12 protein-coding genes and 3 pseudogenes are annotated in these 16517 nt (G+C 51.9%); 7 read left to right on the plus strand and 8 right to left on the minus strand.

The window, feature by feature from the left end; genetic code table 11:
* Positions 1–21: 21 nt before the first annotated feature.
* The 3 genes from atpA to AB9F26_RS08695 all read right to left on the minus strand — a co-directional run bounded on the left by atpA (position 22) and on the right by AB9F26_RS08695 (position 3227).
* Entirely contained in the window at positions 22–1560 is a 1539-nt protein-coding gene (atpA, locus tag AB9F26_RS08685) for a F0F1 ATP synthase subunit alpha (RefSeq protein WP_039004403.1), read from the minus strand.
* Entirely contained in the window at positions 1560–2126 is a 567-nt protein-coding gene (locus AB9F26_RS08690) for a F0F1 ATP synthase subunit delta (RefSeq protein ID WP_369767798.1), read from the minus strand. The genes atpA and AB9F26_RS08690 overlap by 1 nt, the downstream gene beginning before the upstream one ends.
* 342 nt (positions 2127–2468) lie before the next feature.
* Positions 2469–3227 carry a methyltransferase domain-containing protein gene (locus tag AB9F26_RS08695; RefSeq protein ID WP_039004404.1) on the minus strand — a complete coding sequence of 253 codons (759 nt, stop codon included), beginning with the start codon at positions 3225–3227 and terminating at the stop codon, positions 2469–2471.
* A 74-nt stretch (positions 3228–3301) separates the two neighbouring features.
* On the opposite strand from AB9F26_RS08695, the gene gloB reads away from it, so the two are divergent.
* Together gloB and clpA are read left to right on the plus strand one after the other, a co-directional pair.
* Positions 3302–4066 carry a hydroxyacylglutathione hydrolase gene (gene gloB, locus AB9F26_RS08700; RefSeq protein ID WP_335586076.1) on the plus strand — a complete coding sequence of 255 codons (765 nt, stop codon included), beginning with the start codon at positions 3302–3304 and terminating at the stop codon, positions 4064–4066.
* A gap of 273 nt (positions 4067–4339) precedes the next feature.
* Positions 4340–6661 carry an ATP-dependent Clp protease ATP-binding subunit ClpA gene (clpA, locus tag AB9F26_RS08705; protein WP_039004406.1) on the plus strand — a complete coding sequence of 774 codons (2322 nt, stop codon included), beginning with the start codon at positions 4340–4342 and terminating at the stop codon, positions 6659–6661.
* A gap of 120 nt (positions 6662–6781) precedes the next feature.
* On the opposite strand, the pseudogene AB9F26_RS08710 reads toward clpA, so the two are convergent.
* Positions 6782–6997: pseudogene (locus AB9F26_RS08710) on the minus strand (IS3 family transposase); the annotation flags it as partial.
* A 795-nt stretch (positions 6998–7792) separates the two neighbouring features.
* On the opposite strand from AB9F26_RS08710, the gene AB9F26_RS08715 reads away from it, so the two are divergent.
* The 4 genes and pseudogenes from AB9F26_RS08715 to AB9F26_RS08730 all read left to right on the plus strand — a co-directional run.
* Positions 7793–8170: an IS3 family transposase gene (locus AB9F26_RS08715; protein ID WP_369767799.1), complete on the plus strand. Its 378-nt coding sequence runs from the start codon at positions 7793–7795 to the stop codon at positions 8168–8170.
* A 114-nt stretch (positions 8171–8284) separates the two neighbouring features.
* Positions 8285–8668 (plus strand): transposase, encoded by a 384-nt coding sequence (locus tag AB9F26_RS08720; RefSeq protein WP_369767800.1) that lies wholly within the window; start codon positions 8285–8287, stop codon positions 8666–8668.
* 130 nt (positions 8669–8798) lie between these two features.
* Positions 8799–9928, plus strand: a protein-coding gene (locus tag AB9F26_RS08725; protein WP_369767801.1) for an IS3 family transposase whose coding sequence is annotated in 2 segments (ribosomal slippage) — positions 8799–9048 and positions 9048–9928 — 1131 coding nt in all. Because the reading frame shifts where the segments join, the coding sequence is not laid out codon by codon here.
* Between the two features lie 114 nt (positions 9929–10042).
* Positions 10043–10228, plus strand: a pseudogene (locus AB9F26_RS08730) (hypothetical protein); the annotation flags it as partial.
* A gap of 57 nt (positions 10229–10285) precedes the next feature.
* Here the strand turns inward: AB9F26_RS08730 and AB9F26_RS08735 are convergent.
* The 4 genes and pseudogenes from AB9F26_RS08735 to AB9F26_RS08750 all read right to left on the minus strand — a co-directional run.
* Positions 10286–10480 (minus strand): annotated as a pseudogene (locus AB9F26_RS08735) (IS3 family transposase); the annotation flags it as partial.
* Positions 10481–11596: 1116 nt separating this feature from the next.
* Positions 11597–13681 (minus strand): peptidoglycan -binding protein, encoded by a 2085-nt coding sequence (locus tag AB9F26_RS08740; RefSeq protein WP_369767802.1) that lies wholly within the window; start codon positions 13679–13681, stop codon positions 11597–11599.
* A gap of 3 nt (positions 13682–13684) precedes the next feature.
* A complete protein-coding gene (locus tag AB9F26_RS08745) occupies positions 13685–14869 on the minus strand; it encodes a biopolymer transporter ExbB (RefSeq protein ID WP_335585594.1) in 1185 nt (394 codons plus the stop codon).
* A 69-nt stretch (positions 14870–14938) separates the two neighbouring features.
* Positions 14939–15493, minus strand: a complete 555-nt coding sequence (locus AB9F26_RS08750; protein ID WP_335585595.1) for a gamma-glutamylcyclotransferase — start codon at positions 15491–15493, stop codon at positions 14939–14941.
* 63 nt (positions 15494–15556) lie between these two features.
* On the opposite strand from AB9F26_RS08750, the gene AB9F26_RS08755 reads away from it, so the two are divergent.
* On the plus strand, positions 15557–16516 hold the full coding sequence (locus tag AB9F26_RS08755) for a DUF2125 domain-containing protein (protein ID WP_369767803.1): 960 nt from the start codon (positions 15557–15559) through the stop codon (positions 16514–16516).
* The last annotated feature ends 1 nt before the right edge of the window (position 16517 follow it).

Below are 16517 nucleotides of genomic sequence, written 5' to 3' on the forward strand. Positions count from 1 at the left end.
TCCTATCCTAAGGCGAAAATACTAGGCGAAATTAGCAGCGAACTCATCGAGTGCGACACGAATCTTGGCTTCTGCGTCCCCCTTAATTTTGGGGTCCTCATCAGCAATCCATTTCAAGATGTCAGCGTGTTTGCTGTGTAGGTGAGACAAAAGTCCCGCCTCAAAACGTCCGACGTCTTTCACTGCGATTTTGTCCAGATACCCTTTTGTACCCGCCAAGATCAAACAAACGATTTCTGCGTTTGTAAGGGGCGAATACTGAGCCTGCTTCATCAATTCGGTCAAGCGAGCACCACGGTTCAGCAATTGCTGAGTTGCAGCATCGAGATCGGAACCAAACTGTGCGAAGGCAGCCATCTCACGGTACTGAGCAAGCTCAAGTTTAACCGGACCAGCCACCGATTTCATCGAGTTTGTTTGTGCGGAAGACCCAACACGCGAAACCGAGAGACCAGTGTTAACCGCTGGACGGATACCTTGGTAGAACAATTCAGTTTCCAAGAAAATCTGACCGTCGGTGATCGAAATCACGTTCGTCGGAATAAACGCAGAAACGTCGCCGCCTTGAGTTTCAATGATCGGCAGCGCCGTCAAAGAACCAGAACCGTTATCTTCGTTTAATTTCGAAGACCGCTCCAAAAGTCTGGAGTGAAGATAGAAAACATCGCCTGGGTAAGCTTCACGTCCGGGTGGACGACGCAGCAAGAGGGACATTTGACGGTAGGACACGGCTTGCTTGGAAAGATCATCATAAACGATCAAAGCGTGGCGGCCATTGTCACGGAAAAATTCCGCCATCGCAGTCGCAGCATATGGCGCAAGGAACTGCATAGGTGCAGGATCCGAAGCCGTCGCAGCCACAACGATTGTGTATTTGATCGCGCCAGTTTCTTCGAGCTTTTTAACAAGCTGAGCAACTGTGGAGCGCTTTTGACCGATCGCAACGTAAACGCAGTAGAGCTTTTTGCTCTCGTCGTCGCCAGCGGCCTCATTGTAAGATTTTTGGTTCAGGATCGTGTCGAGCGCGATCGCTGTTTTACCTGTTTGACGGTCACCAATGATCAATTCGCGCTGGCCACGGCCAACGGGGATCATCGAGTCAACAGATTTCAAACCAGTCGCCATTGGCTCGTGAACAGACTTACGGGGAATAATGCCCGGAGCCTTGGAGTCCGCAACAGCGCGATTTTTTGTTTTGATTGGGCCTTTGCCGTCGATCGGGTTACCCAGACCGTCAACAACACGTCCGAGCAACTCATCGCCGTAAGGAACGTCCACGATGGAGTTTGTCCGCTTAACGAGGTCACCCTCTTTGATGTCACGGTCAGACCCGAAGATAACAACACCAACGTTGTCAGCTTCAAGGTTCAGAGCCATCCCGACGATACCGCCAGGGAACTCAACCATTTCACCAGCTTGAACATTATCAAGCCCGTACACGCGAGCGATACCATCGCCAACGCTCAATACTCGGCCGACTTCGGCCACTTCGGCGTCTTGGCCAAAGTTTTTGATCTGGTCCTTAAGGATCGCAGAAATTTCGGCAGCTTGGATAGCCATTATCCGACCTCTTTCATTGCGTTCTGGAGGTTAGCGAGCTTAGAGGAGATCGACGTGTCGATCATCTTTGAGCCCATCTTAACGATAAGGCCGCCGATGAGGGATTCATCCACGGCAACATTCACGATGACATCTTTGCCAACTGACGCCTTAAGCGTTTTGGCAAGCGCGTCTGCCTGAGCTTTGGTCAGCTTCTTAGCTGCCGTCACTTCGGCGGTGACTTCCCCCTTCTCATCGGCAATCCGCGTACGCAGAGCCGTGATCAATTGGGGCAGCACGAAAAGGCGACGCTTTTCGGCCATCAGACCCAGCGTGTTAGACACGATAGGCGAGAGTTTCATTGCTTTGGCAATAGCAGTCACAGCGTTGCTTTGCTCGTCACGCGATAACACGGGTGAAGAAATCAAAGTCACAAAATCGTCGCTGTCACTAAGTGCGCTTTCCAACGCATCACAATCAGCCTCAAGGGCTGGGAGTTTTTTGCCTTCTTTGGCCAAGTCAAAGACGGCCGTGGCATAGCGCGTAGCAATGCCAGAGGAGATCGAAGCTGGTTCGGACACGTCCACCCTTCCGCTAGTCTGGGCCTCCTTCGGTACCCCGCGTTATGCAGGACTTAGTGAGGCAGCCTAAGTAACGCATGTTCACACACGCGTTGAAATCGGCTGTGATGTAGCAGAGCAATTGCCACGTCGCAACACTCTATACGCGTTTACACTATATCAATTGGCCCATGAAACAGGGCTGTGCGCAGACAGCGACAGAAATCTTCGCTTTTTTTCTCACATTGGGACTGTGATTTATTAGATTTCCAAGCCCTTTATCTGATTCCATGAATCGGTGCGCTATGGGAGAACTGCGTCATTTGGCCCCGTTACTGTTTAAAAACTGTGGAGAGTTTCAAAAACTCCTTAAATTCCTTCGCCTACCGGCCGCCCTTTGGGTTTTCTGATGCCTTCAAAAACCCCCAGCGGCCTCTTAAATGCGACAGGCAGGCCAGGACGCGTTGGCGCTTGGATTTGCTTTGTGGCTTCGACGATTAAAACCCCACCCGCCAAATAGGACGATATTTTTCGCCCTGTCTTTTCCCAGACAGGCGCGGTTCTGAGCCAAAAACGTTTGCTTGAGGGAGGGGCAAAGAGGGCCGCCCTGTGTCGCTCAGGTAAAAAGTGATGCATTTTGAGTTGTGATTCGAGCTGCATCAACGAATAAGGACGCCCAAACCCAAAAGGCGTGCGATCGCTACGAGACCAAAGCCCCGCGCGATTGGGCACGATAAAGAGCGCCTTGCCCCCCGGCCCTAAAACGCGAAAGCACTCCTCAAGCAATGCGGTCGGATGCTCGCTGGTTTCAAGCCCGTGAAGGAGGACGAGCTTGTCGACCGATCCTGTATCCAGTGGCCAGTTCACTTCTTCGCTCAGAACCGAGACGTTTTTTTGCCCTGCAGGCCACGGCATCACGCCCTGTGGCCCCGGCATCAAACCGACAATGCGCCGAGCATCGCCCAAGTAAGGCCGCAAAAGAGGCACCGCAAAACCATAACCCACCACAGTTTGCCCTTTGGCTTCGGGCCAATACTCTACCACCTGATCGCGGATCGCCTTTTGCGCCGCCCGCCCCAGAGCGCTTCGGTAGTAGAACGTTTTCAGGTCGCGCACATCAAGGTGCATATCTTTTCCCCTAGGAACGGCGGCCAAAATCGGCAAAGCTGACGTGAACCATATCAAAGCGAGCACAAAACGCCATGCCCCTCGAGATTGTCACGATCCCTTGCTTGAAAGATAACTACGCTTATTTAATTCACAATAGCGAAACTGGCGAGACCGCTTTAGTGGACATTCCGGAGGCTGCGCCCATTGAGGCTGTGCTCGCGCAAAAGGGATGGACGCTGACGGATGTTCTGATCACGCATCATCATTGGGACCATATTGACGGGCTTGAGGCGCTTTCTGTCGGGAAGGCGCGCATTATCGGCGCCAAAGCCGACGCTCACCGCCTCCCCCCACTCACCTTGGCGGTCGAGGACAGCAGTGTCTTAACGATATGCGGCGAAAGCGTTCAAATTCTCGACGTGTCCGGGCACACAATCGGACATATCGCATTTTATTTTCGCAAGACCGGCGCGATATTTACCGCCGACAGCCTGATGGTGATGGGATGTGGGCGTTTGTTTGAAGGGTCGCCGGAAATGATGCTCGGCTCCATGGAAAAGTTTGCCAAAATGCCAGATACGACTCTTCTTTATTCGGGACACGAATATACCGCCCACAATGCAAATTTCGCACTAACGGTTGATCCCGAAAACACCGCCCTGATCACCCGTATCACCGAGATTTCAGCGGCGCGGGACGCGGGATTGCCCACGATTCCCTCAACTTTGGGTCAAGAACGTGCGACCAATCCATTTTTACGATATGAAGACGCCCACATTCGCGCTACGCTCAACTTACAGGAGGCCTCGAACGTCGAGGTTTTCGCCGAACTCCGTACGCGGAGAAACGGTTTCTAGGTCCCAACTCAGTGCTTACTACCCCTGCGGTGACCTCAACTTACGACTCGCGCTTGTGCGAGGCCAAACTTGTTGTCCCCGTGGAAATCGAAAAAAGGTGATGTGATATCAAAAATCACGCTTTTTCTTAGCTGAAAGGTAACAACTCGGTGTGAAACTGAGAAATATTCGGGAAGTTTGGTGTTTGCTCTTGAAGACTGCGTCAGAAAACCGAAATCTATAAGAACAGGACACCGATACTGGTGTTTGCAATCTCAAAGAAAGGAAAGTGGAATGCCCTCATTTTCCAATACGCTCGAAGCCGCGATCCACAGCGCTCTTGGTTTAGCAAACGAACGTAAGCACGAATTAGCGACATTGGAGCATTTGCTCCTTGCGCTTCTTGATGAGCCTGACGCCATTCAGGTGATGCGCGCCTGTAATGTTGATCTCGATATACTGCGCGCCACATTGCTTGAATTCATCGAAGACGACCTTTCTTCGTTAGAAACAAGCGTCGAAGGCTCCGAAGCCGTCCCAACGGCGGCCTTCCAACGCGTCATTCAGCGCGCGGCCATCCATGTTCAATCTTCGGGTCGCACCGAAGTGACAGGGGCCAATGTCCTTGTTGCGATTTTCGCCGAGCGCGAATCTAATGCGGCCTACTTCCTTCAAGAACAAGACATGACTCGCTATGACGCCGTAAATTACATCGCGCATGGTGTAGCTAAAAACCCCGCCTACGGCGAAGCACGGCCCGTTACTGGCTCCCCTGAGACCGATGAGGACATCCCGCTCGCGGAGGAAGGCGATTCCAAAGACAGCGCACTTGCCAAATATTGTGTCGACTTGAATGCGAAAGCAGCCAAGGGCGAAGTCGACCCTCTGATCGGTCGTGCTCATGAAGTCGAACGTTGCATCCAAGTGTTGTGCCGCCGTCGCAAGAACAACCCGCTTTTGGTTGGCGATCCTGGCGTGGGTAAAACAGCGATTGCCGAAGGTTTGGCCCGCAAGATTGTCAAAGGTGAAACGCCCGCAGTTTTGGCGAATGCTACTATTTATTCGCTCGACATGGGCGCGCTCTTGGCCGGCACTCGCTACCGCGGCGACTTTGAAGAGCGCCTCAAAGCCGTCATGACCGAAATGGAAAACCATCCAGACGCAATTCTATTCATCGATGAAATCCACACAATCATCGGGGCTGGAGCGACGTCTGGCGGCGCTATGGACGCGAGCAATTTGCTTAAACCTGCGTTGCAGGGCGGAAAATTGCGCTGCATGGGGTCGACCACCTTCAAAGAGTTCCGTCAACACTTTGATAAGGACCGCGCGCTTTCACGTCGGTTCCAAAAGATCGACGTAAACGAGCCAACAGTTCCAGATGCGATCAAAATCTTGCAAGGGTTGAAGCCCTATTTTGAAGAACATCACGATGTGCGCTTCACCTCGGACGCGATCAAAACTGCAGTCGAACTTTCGTCGCGCTATATGGCCGATCGCAAGCTTCCGGACAAAGCAATCGACGTGATCGATGAAGCGGGTGCCGCACAGCATCTGATTCCAGAAAGTCGTCGTCGCAAAACAATTGGCGTCAAGGAAATCGAAGCGGTTGTGGCAAAAATCGCCCGCATTCCCGCCAAAAATGTGTCCAAAGATGACGCCGAAATTCTGCGCGATCTTGAAAAGGGACTAAAACGGGTTGTCTTTGGCCAAGATCCAGCCATTGAAACGCTCGCGTCCGCGATTAAATTGTCTCGGGCGGGACTGCGCGAACCAGACAAGCCCATCGGGAACTACCTGTTTTCAGGTCCAACGGGTGTGGGTAAAACCGAAGTTGCCAACCAACTTGCGGATATCCTTGGTGTTGAACTCCTTCGGTTCGACATGTCCGAATATATGGAGAAACACGCGGTTTCCCGTCTAATCGGCGCCCCTCCCGGATATGTCGGCTTCGATCAAGGCGGCATGCTCACGGATGGTGTGGACCAACACCCGCATTGTGTCTTGCTTCTTGATGAGATCGAAAAGGCGCATCCGGATGTCTTCAACATCCTGCTTCAAGTGATGGACCACGGCAAACTGACTGACCACAACGGTCGCGCGGTGGATTTCCGCAACGTGATCCTAATTATGACCTCAAATGCTGGGGCCGCTGATCAAGCCAAAGCTGCCATTGGATTTGGCCGTGACCGACGAGAAGGCGAGGATACCGCTGCGATTGAACGCATGTTCACTCCAGAATTCCGCAACCGTCTTGATGCCATTGTCAGCTTTGCGCCGTTGGGCAAAGAGATCATCCTGCAAGTGGTCGAAAAATTCGTTCTACAACTTGAGGCCCAACTCTTGGATCGAAACGTTGCAATCGAACTCACGCGCCCTGCTGCAGAATGGCTCGCCGAAGCTGGCTATGACGACAAAATGGGAGCACGGCCACTAGGTCGCGTGATTCAAGAGCACATCAAGAAACCATTGGCCGAGGAATTGCTCTTTGGAAAGCTGGTCAAAGGCGGTTTGGTGAAAGTCGGAATTAAAAATGGAAAAATTGATCTTCAGGTTTTCAAGCCCGAAGCCCCTAAACTTTCCTCTAAAAAGCCTCCGCTTCTTACAGCAGAATAATGCAGTCCTTTAAGGTTAATTCTCTAATCCTCAGCCATCCCCGTGATGGTTGAGGAGCAGTCTAAATAATTTTTTGCGCAGCTTGGACTGGTCGCGTTTACATTCCAGACTCCCAACGCCTTATGCGGCCTTTCCTTCGAAAGCCAATGGGCTTTTACCCCCCCCCCGTGCAGGGTACTGTCTTCTTTGGGTTTAAAAAACTATTGGTGCGTAGAAAGATTGCGCCTTCGACTTGGCGTCTGGTATCCCAGCGGTTGAACCAAATCATTCTGGCTTGAGCGATTTGAAGAACGTCTCAACCATGGATTTCCCATTACAATTGCCTTTGCCACTCATCAACTCCCCTCTCGCGCATTCTTACCTGCACGAGAGGGGAGACTTCGAAGCCATGCATTTTGGCAGCTATTTCTGATAATCTGGTGTTGATGCCTCGTTTGATGCAAGAGATATTCCGACGATTTGAACATGTTATCAGGAACGGTAATGTGTCAGACCTCAGTTTGCGGCGTTTCACATGCTGCGGGCCAGTATGGTGATGCGGGGGTTAGGTACGAATCAATACTGCGAACTCGATACTCTTAGCTCCACACTGGTTTTCCATGCTTTGATCTAGTCGATCATTTGTACTTACGGTCTCGGTGTCTTTCTCACATCTGCTCAAATCATGAGTCCTTTAGCTGCTTGTTTCTTTTACCGCCCACCGGGTCCTGGCCATTGCACTGAAAGGACCCGATGCCGTTTGCAGCCATATCGTTTTTGGATCAGATTGACGTGGTCCGGCAAATTCGGACAGCGTGCTAAGGCGTATCCGACAACGCCGATAGGATACAAAAATGACGAAAAGACGCAGTTTTTCGGACAAGTTCAAAGCTACGGTGGCCCTTAAGGCGCTGCGGGGAGACAGGACGGCGCAATAGATTGCAACCAAGCACAAAGTCCATCCGACGCAGGTGGCGACATGGAAGCGGCAGACAATTGATGGCCTGACTGGGGCGTTCTCGGACAAGAGCAAGAAAGCGGAAGAAAATGAGGCCGAGGTCAAAGAACTTCATGCGAAGATCGGGAAGTTGGCGGTCGAAAATGATTTTTTTCACAAGGACTGAAGCGATGAGCTCGAGTGAACGCTAAGAAATGATCAACCGAGACCGCACAGATTTGAGCCTGACAAAGCAGTGCAAGCTGCTAAAGGTCAGCCGGTCATCCCTGTATTATGCGCCAGTCGGGGTGAATGCAGCTACATTGGAGCTGATGAATAAAATCGACCGCGTGTTTACGAAATATCCGTTCTTCGGCAGCCGCCAGATCGCGGCCTACTTGCCGAGAAATGGGTTCCATTCGGGTCGCCATCGCGTGCGGCGGCTGATGGGTTTGATGGGTTTGATGGGGCTGCAAGCGATCTATAAAGGGCCAATTACCAGCAAAAAGCACCCTCAACACCGGATTTATCCCTTTCAGCTACGGAAGCTAGAAATCACGCGGCCGAACCACGTTCTCCTCTCGAGCATGTAAACATGCTGCCGGGCGACGGGTGCCGCTACATCACTTACATTCCAGTGCGGCGTGGGTTCTTTTATCTGGTGGCGATTATGGATTGGGCGACACGCAAGGTGCTGGCTTGGGGGGGTGTCGAACACGTTGGATGCCCGCTTTTGTGTTGGCGCTTTGAACGAGGCCATCGCAAAATACGGCAAGCCCGAGATCATGAATACCGACCAAGGACCGCAGTTCACGGGGTCCGTCTGGATCACAACATTGACCGATGCTGACGTCAAAATCTCGATGGACGTACGGGGATGTTATCTCGACAATATCTTCATCGAACGGCTGTGGCGGTCGCTCAAACAGGAGGCCGTATATCAGCACGAATTGCAGGACGGTTTCCAAGCCAAACGCGTGATCAAAGATTGGATTGGTTTCTACAACTCCGAGCGGCCTCATTCGGTCCTCGACAAACGATCACCAAACGACACATTCTTCGACACAGAACGAACCCATAAGGCCCCATGAGACCGACCAGATTAAATCTTAGCTGAGCCGCAAACCTGTCCTAAAAATCAGGACCACTTCAGATTGAAGTGGTCCGGCAAAACTGGACAGCGTGCTAAGATGTATCCAACAATGACGACAGGATACACAAATGACCAAGAGACGCAGTTTTTCAGACAAGTTTAAGGCCACTGTAGCGCTTGAGGCGCTGCGTGGAGACAAGACGGCGCAAGAGATTGCAGCCAAGCACAAAGTGCATCCAACGCAGGTGACAACTTGGAAACGGCAGGCGATTGATGGCCTGACGGGTGTTTTTTCTGATAAGGTCCGGAGGGCTGAAGACAACGAGGCCGAGGTCAAAGAGCTTCATGCGAAGATCGGTAAATTGGCGGTCGAAAATGATTTTTTGTCACAAGGGCTGAAGCGATGAGCCCGAGCGAACGCAAGGCGATGATCAATCGTGATCGCACAGATCTGAGCCTAACCAAGCAGTGCAAGCTGCTGAGGATCAGCCGGTCATCGCTGTATTACACGCAAGTTGGCTTGAATGCGGAAACACTGAAATTGATGAACGAGATCGACCGCGTGTTCACAAAGTATCCGTTCTTCGGCAGCCGCCAGATCGCGGCCTACTTGCCGAGAAATGGTTTCCATGCCGGTCGCCACCGTGTGCGCAGGTTGATGGGAATGATGGGGCTCCAGGCCATCTACAAAGGGCCAAACACTAGCAAGAAGCATCCTCAGCATCGCATTTATCCATACCTGCTGAGGAAGTTGCCAATCACGCGACCAAACCATGTTTGGTGCAGCGATATAACCTATATCCCAGTGCGGCGTGGCTTCTTGTATCTCGTGGCGATCATGGATTGGGCGACGCGCAAGGTGCTAGCGTGGCGGCTATCGAACACGCTGGACGCCAGCTTCTGTGTTGAAGCCTTAAACGAGGCCATCGCAAAATACGGCAAACCCGAGATCATGAATACCGATCAAGGATCGCAGTTCACAGGTGCGGCCTGGATCACCACCCTGACCGACGCCAAGATCAAAATATCCATGGATGGGCGGGGCAGATATCTGGACAATATCTTTATCGAGCGCTTATGGCGATCCCTCAAGCAGGAGGCTGTCTACTTGCACGAATTACAGGACGGTTTCCAAGCCAAACGCGTCATCGACGACTGGATAGGATTTTACAACGTTGAGCGCCCGCACACCGCGCTTGATAAAAGAACTCCAGACGACGCATACTTTGAACCAATACAGATGACCCAAGCGGCATGAAACCTAACCAGAATGCATCTTAGCTAAGCCGCAAAACTGTCCTAAAAAGTGGGACCACTTCAAATTAGCAACCTACAGATCGTGGCCATGATAAAATAGAACCGGCCACTCTAGAAGATATATGCCGAGATGAGCATGCAGAACGACTTGCTGAGTGGATGAAAGCATGAATGCCATGCGTTCGAGTGAGTGTCGAACTTTGGAGAAAAGGCGCTGAAGTCATCTCGAAGACGGGAGATGGCAATGAATGGGATCAGTTTTGCGCTGGCCTGCCGAGCATTCCAGATAAGCAAAACCTGCTAGCTGTACTGCACGGGTCTGGTCATGTTACGTTGACCTTCCGGTCATTCAGATTTTTTAAGCAGCTTTTCGTTCGAAGGCCAAGGGGACTTTGCCACCTAACGACGAATGTCGCCGTCCTGGATTGTATAACCCAATGATATACTGGAAGATCGCCCCTCCGGCTTGGTGTCTGTTTTCCCGACAGTTGCGCCAGATCAGCTCTGCCTTGAGTGATTTGAAGAACGTTTCAATCAAGGAATTGTCCATTGCCCGGCAGGGTTGTGCGCAGCATGATTCCCCAGATCATATCCTGAACGCCTCGACTTGAACACTTTCCTCTCCTCGCTCAACAAGTGGACTTCCGAACGAAGGCGTTCGATCTCTTTCTCGACGCCTTCCTGTGGTCCGGGCATTTGAACATCGTCCTAGTACTTTTGAGCCACTTGTTAAGGGTCGAAAGACTTACACCCAAATCAGATAAAACTTGAGGCCGCGTTAGGCCGCTGGTCGTTGCGAAACACGCAGCATCACGGCGAAACCCGACTGTATCTCGTCGCTATTCGCAGGCAAACCCAGCTCGAACGAGACTGTAATTAGACCGTGACAAGACCAAATCTAAATGAAAGGAACGCGACAATTGGCTTCATACTCTAGTATCTCTAGATTTTGAGAGTTCAATTTTCTGGGCATGCGCCTCACTGTAAAATAACGTAAGGAAATGTCGTCGCCCCTGTTGAACAAGTTCCTCAGATTGTTTTGGGACCTTTCTATAAATACCCTGCTTCCACATGTTCACTTTGACTGCACCAAAACGGCAGCGCCAAAGGAAACATGGGGGATGGTGCCTCAAATTTGAAAACGACACCGCCAGAACTTGCGAAGTCAGGCAGGGCAGAAATGCAGGAGGCGTTGATTTTGCGTGACACGTCCAAAAAAAAAGGAGGACAGATAGTCTCTACAAATACTACACATGACCAGCGTGCAGTTGAGTCGCCAGAAATCGTATAAAGCCCCTAGAAAAGTGCAGTACCCGCGCAATCTAGCGGGATAAAACTCAGCAGTTATTATTCCAAGCGGTGAAACAAACTCGGTCCTTAAATATTCGCAAGTACATGCGGGCTTTTCGATGGCTCCCAAAACACCCCAAGGCGGCCAGTCTTTTAGGTAGTTTTTTCTCCGAAACCCGCGAGAAAGGGATGCATCTTTATTTGATATCATGTTTTTCGGCCAAGCCAATTTGCGGAAGATCCTAGCCCGTGCCTGCAGCGCCGGAAAGTTGACTGAGGCCAACGCCGAAAAATGGCATACAGGAAAGCACCCAAACCGCGATACGGTTCAGTCTGGGAACAAAAATCAAGACCTAAGGAAGCTCGTTTTGAACCCCACCTATTTCTCGGTAAATTTGAGTTCAATTCGCCGGTTTTGTGCGCGGGCTTCTGGCGTGTCATCAGTGTTGACAGGTTGGTATTCGCCGAACCCATTTGCCGCGAGACGGCTGGGCGGAATATCCAATGCGTCGACCAAGTAACGTACCACAGATAAGGCGCGTCCTTGTGACAACTCCCAATTATCGCTGTATTTCCCGTTGCTCAAAAGGGGTGTGTCATCCGTGTGGCCATCCACGCGTATAACCCAATCGATTTCCGGGGGAATCTGATCGACGACGGACCTCAAGATCGCCGCGACTTTCGCAACCTCGCCCTTGCCTTCTTCAGAAAGTTCGACTGCGCCAGTTTCAAACAAAACCTCGGAAGAGAATACAAACCGGTCGCCGTCGATACGCATTCCTTCCTGCGTACCCAAAAGATCGCGCAGTCGACCAAAAAACTCCGAACGGTATCGTGCCAAATTTTTTGTTTCGGCCTTGAGAATTTCCGCTTCGGCCTCGAGTCGCTTGCGCTCCGCCTCTTCAAGAGCGCGGCGTTTTTTCTCTTCGCTCGCCACACGGGCAAGGGCTTGATTGAGTTGTGAGCCTAAGGCCTGAAGCTGTATTTTGGACTCGCCATCAATTGCCGCGGAAGCATCCAACACGCTTTGCAACGAACCTAATTGAGCGCGCAACTGCGTAACCTGCTCATTCAAAACAGCCATTTTTCTCTGACTTTCGGCGGATTCAGCTTCCTTCGCCGAAAGCCGATCATTCGCAACTTTGAGCAATGCGCTGCGCTGTTCGGCTTCTGTCATGATTGTGTTGAGGTTTGCATCAACTTCGCTTTTTGCGGCTAATACCGTCAAAAGGCGTTTTTGCATATCGTCTTCATCCGCGCCCGATTGAGCCAACTTCTCCTGCAGGAGCGCTAAAGAAGCCTCTGCATTGGCCAGTTTTGCTTTGGTATTCTCTAGGGTGTCATCAGAGTTTTGGCCCGCCAACAAAGCCGCAGCCAATTGAGTTTCCAACGTTTGCGCTGCCGCCCCCTGCGCGCTCAAGCCTTTATCGGCGAGAATTTTTGCAGCCAGCGCTGCCGCTAAACGTTCGTCCAAATCGCCACGCGCATCATTTGCGGCGGCAAGCAATGTGAGCGTATCCTCGGCCTCTTGCCGCTTTGCCTCAAGAGCCAAACTCATTGCGGTTATCTCATCGTCGGCATTCGCCAATCGATCCCGCAACGCTTGGGCCGCGGCCGCTTCCGCCAAACGCGCGGCTTCTTCCTCGGACAGTGCTGTCGCTGCAGTATCGAGACGGAGTCGCAAAGCCTCGGCCGCGGCTAATTCCGCAAGTCGTGCAACTTCCACTGCGTCCAGCTTGGATTGGGCATCCAAAAGCCCATCCGACAACCCTGCATTCAAGGTTTCTTGCTCCGTAAGCCGTGCCAAAGTTTGTGCCAAACTCGTTTTCTCACGCGCGCTTTCAACTTGTAGATCCGCGATAAGCGCCTCTAGAGCCTCGCGTTTTGCGGCGGCTAGCCTGGCGGCCTCGGCCCCTTGGTCGACTTCTTCACGAACACTCGCGAGTGCCAATTGCAACGCTTCCTGTTCGGAAATCAGCCGTGCTTTCTCTTGCTCGGCTTCACTCAATGTTGTTGCCAACGCCGTGCCATCCGCCAGAGCCTTGTTCCGTTGCGCCAACAACGTCGCAACTTGCGCCTCAAAGCTGGCAATTGCTGCCTTGCGCGCAGAAATTTCCACCGATTGCGCATCATTTTTCACTGTCAAAGACGCGATCATACTCGCTTGAATATCTGCCGAATCGCGGGCATCGAGCAGGTTTGAAGAAAGTCGAACGACTTCACTTTGCAATTGTTGGTTGGTTGTTTGCTCAAGACCCAAGGCTTCCGCAAGACTTAGAACCTGCGACGTGAGTTCATCAAGTTCTGTCTCCTGTCCAGAAATTGTCTCGCGCAGGACCGATTGGACCACCATGAAAATGGTGAGGACAAACATTAACACAAGCAAGAGGGCCGTCATCGCATCCACGAATCCGGGCCAGATCGACCCTTGAAAACGTTGCCCTGTGCGCCGACTTAAGGCCACGACCTACCCCTCTTGTGACGGCGCCGTCGCCGCCCGAATGACATTGGTCAAACCCGCAATATCCGTGCGTAAATCCGAAATCGACTCCTGACGACCAGCGCTTATTTCCTCAAGGATACGCAGCAATTGAACGTCGATCGAGCGCAAACGCATCCGGCTTTCCGCATCGGAATTCCCTCCACCAGACCCCACCTCGTCCTCATTAGATTGAAGGGTTTCGATCAACCGCTCTTGCCCCTCCAGCATACGCTCAATTGCCGAATTTTCTGGGCCGCGCTCTATGTTCCTCGCAAGACTTTCAACTGCCGTGGTTAGGGTGCTAATCCGCTCATCTATGAGGGTGCGGTTTGCCTCCGATTGTGTGAACATTGCGCGCATCGCTTCCATATGGTCAGCCATATGTTCAAACACAACCGCGGTATGGCCTGCATCGCCGCCGCTCTCGCTTTCTCCCGAAGAAAAACCAAGTCGAGTAATCGTTGAAAGCCATTCTTCCAACTCGCGATAAAAGCGATTTTGACCGTGGCCCGCAAAAAGCTCCAAAAGCCCAACAACAAGAGAGCCCGCGAGCCCCAAAAGCGAACTCGAGAACGCCGTCCCCATACCGCCAAGCTGGGCCTCAAGCCCCTTCATAAGTTTTTCAAAAACCTTAACGCCCGTATCGCCTTCTTGTGGTGCGAGGGATCGGATAGTGTCGACCACGGCAGGAACTGTGGTCGCCAAACCGTAAAACGTTCCTAAAAGTCCCAGAAAAATCAAAAGGTTAACGATATAACGCGTTATATCCCGTGCCTCATCAATGCGGGTTGCAACGGAGTCCAGAATGGAACTGCTGGATGTCGAGCTAATCTGCATCCGCGCGCCGCGTGATCGTAAAAGTGCCGCAAGGGGCGCGAGCAAACGCGGCGGCGTCACGATCTCGTGCCCTGCGCGGTTGACCACGAAACCTTCGATCCAATTCACAGAGCTATAAAGTTGAATGACTTGCCAAAAGCACGCCAAGACCCCGATGAAGAACACAAAGCAAATAAACCCGTTTAGCCACAAATTCGCGAGGAAAAGCGGCAATATGCGTGGTAACGCAAACCATGCCCCAACCATCATGATGGCCAGAACCACACTCATAAGAGTAATTTGGCGGGTAGGCAGGGTAAATTCCGGCTCGGCCTCGCGATCTATAAAGTCCATTTGGACATCCTGACGCTGTTTTTGTTGTGTTTAGAGTAAGGGCAAGCTGCCGGATTTACTAGAAATTTATCAATAATCACTCGATTCGCCGTCCCCTTTGTCAACCTGTGCTACCAACCATTCCATATCCGCGTCAACGATCCCTAATTCACGCAAATGCTCGGCGGTATTTTTCAGGTATTCCACGTTGGGGCCCATGACCCCGTGCGAACGCGCGATCACTTGCGCTTGTTTTTGCAAATCAATCCCACCACAATACTGGCTGTTCTCGCGGTTGATAACGTAGGTCACGGCGGTTACGCGCCGCCCATCGTCAAGGTCCATCGGTAATTCGACTTCAAGATAGGCCGAAGAAATCAACTCCCGTTCCCGCAGGTATTCAAGGGCATCGGCCGCGTCTTGTGCGGCAACCTCAAACCCTAACCCAAGGCAACTGGAAGCCTCGTCCCGATCCAAAGCCAGCACAAGTCCAGGGCTCTCAACAGTTCCTCGATAGTGAATGGACCACATGCAAAAACTGCGCTGGTACCCCGAGAGTCGGGCGACTTGGCGGTTTTTGTACTTAAAACCAGGCCTCCACATCAGAGAGCCATAGCCAAAAACCCAAAGGGGCGTGTCAGTCATTGCACTGGTCCTTTCTCGCTCCCCCTTATAAACAACAGACAGTATATGTTTGAAAGGGCAGATATGCGGTTTTTTGTTGGGCTTTTGGCTATCATGTCGATTCTCTGGGGCGGCTATTGGTTTGTCGGCGCGAATGCGGTGGAAAAAGCTGCGGTTTCAGCCATTGAAGACGCCACCGACGCAGGGAATTCAATCGCGTATTCTAGCTTGAATACGGCAGGTTTCCCAAACCGGTTTGACACGACAATCAAGGATATCGATATTTTCATGCTGTCGGGGCTTCGATGGAAGGCTCCTTTTTTCCAAGTCTTTGCCTTAAGTTATAAGCCCTATCACATCATCGCCGTTTGGCCCCACGAACAACTGATTGAGTATCAGGGCATCTCGGCACAGATTTCAACGTCGGACCTTCGGGCAAGCCTCGTTGTAAAACCCAACTCCACTCTGGCGCTTGATCGGTTTCAATTGACCGGCGAGGACCTTGAAGTTGTCTTGAACGAAGGCACGACGTATCAGTCCCGCGCAATTTCGGCGGCTTCTCGTCAAGGTACTCTTCCTTTCTCTCATGATATCTCAGTGACGATGTCGGACGTCTCTCTGCCATCCCTAATTGATCCAGCGGGCAGCGTTTTGATTGAAACCGTGGTGTTTGACGCCAATTTGGAGTTTGATGCGCCCCTTGGTCGAGGCGAGGTGCCCGCGAAACTCATCGCTCTCACCCTCAACGAATTTACACTCTCGCAAGGGCAAGTGAATGTCACTCTTTCTGGTGCGCTCACCTTTGATTCCGAAGGGTTCGCTACGGGTTCGCTCACCTTCTCGACGCCCGACTGGGAACAAGGGTTTGCGATGTTGGATAGGCTTGGCGCGATCCCGCCTGAACAATCCCACATGGTTAAAACGGTACTAAAAGGCCTCGCAACTACGAGTGGTTCCGCAACCGATATTCATGCGCCCCTCACCGTTAATCGTGGAAATATCTTTATGGGCTTCATACCTCTTGGCTTTATTCCGCCACTATAAA

The sequence above is a fragment of the Falsihalocynthiibacter sp. BN13B15 genome, from assembly GCF_041205415.1.
Lineage (GTDB): Bacteria > Pseudomonadota > Alphaproteobacteria > Rhodobacterales > Rhodobacteraceae > Falsihalocynthiibacter > Falsihalocynthiibacter arcticus.

Coding starts and splice junctions, on each gene's coding strand:
- atpA (WP_039004403.1), bottom strand. CDS start 1,560: ATGGCTATCCAAGCTGCCGAAATTTCTGCGATCCTTAAGGACCAGATC.
- AB9F26_RS08695 (WP_039004404.1), bottom strand. CDS start 3,227: ATGCACCTTGATGTGCGCGACCTGAAAACGTTCTACTACCGAAGCGCT.
- gloB (WP_335586076.1), top strand. CDS start 3,302: ATGCCCCTCGAGATTGTCACGATCCCTTGCTTGAAAGATAACTACGCT.
- clpA (WP_039004406.1), top strand. CDS start 4,340: ATGCCCTCATTTTCCAATACGCTCGAAGCCGCGATCCACAGCGCTCTT.
- AB9F26_RS08715 (WP_369767799.1), top strand. CDS start 7,793: ATGATCAACCGAGACCGCACAGATTTGAGCCTGACAAAGCAGTGCAAG.
- AB9F26_RS08745 (WP_335585594.1), bottom strand. CDS start 14,869: ATGGACTTTATAGATCGCGAGGCCGAGCCGGAATTTACCCTGCCTACC.
- AB9F26_RS08750 (WP_335585595.1), bottom strand. CDS start 15,493: ATGACTGACACGCCCCTTTGGGTTTTTGGCTATGGCTCTCTGATGTGG.
- AB9F26_RS08755 (WP_369767803.1), top strand. CDS start 15,557: ATGCGGTTTTTTGTTGGGCTTTTGGCTATCATGTCGATTCTCTGGGGC.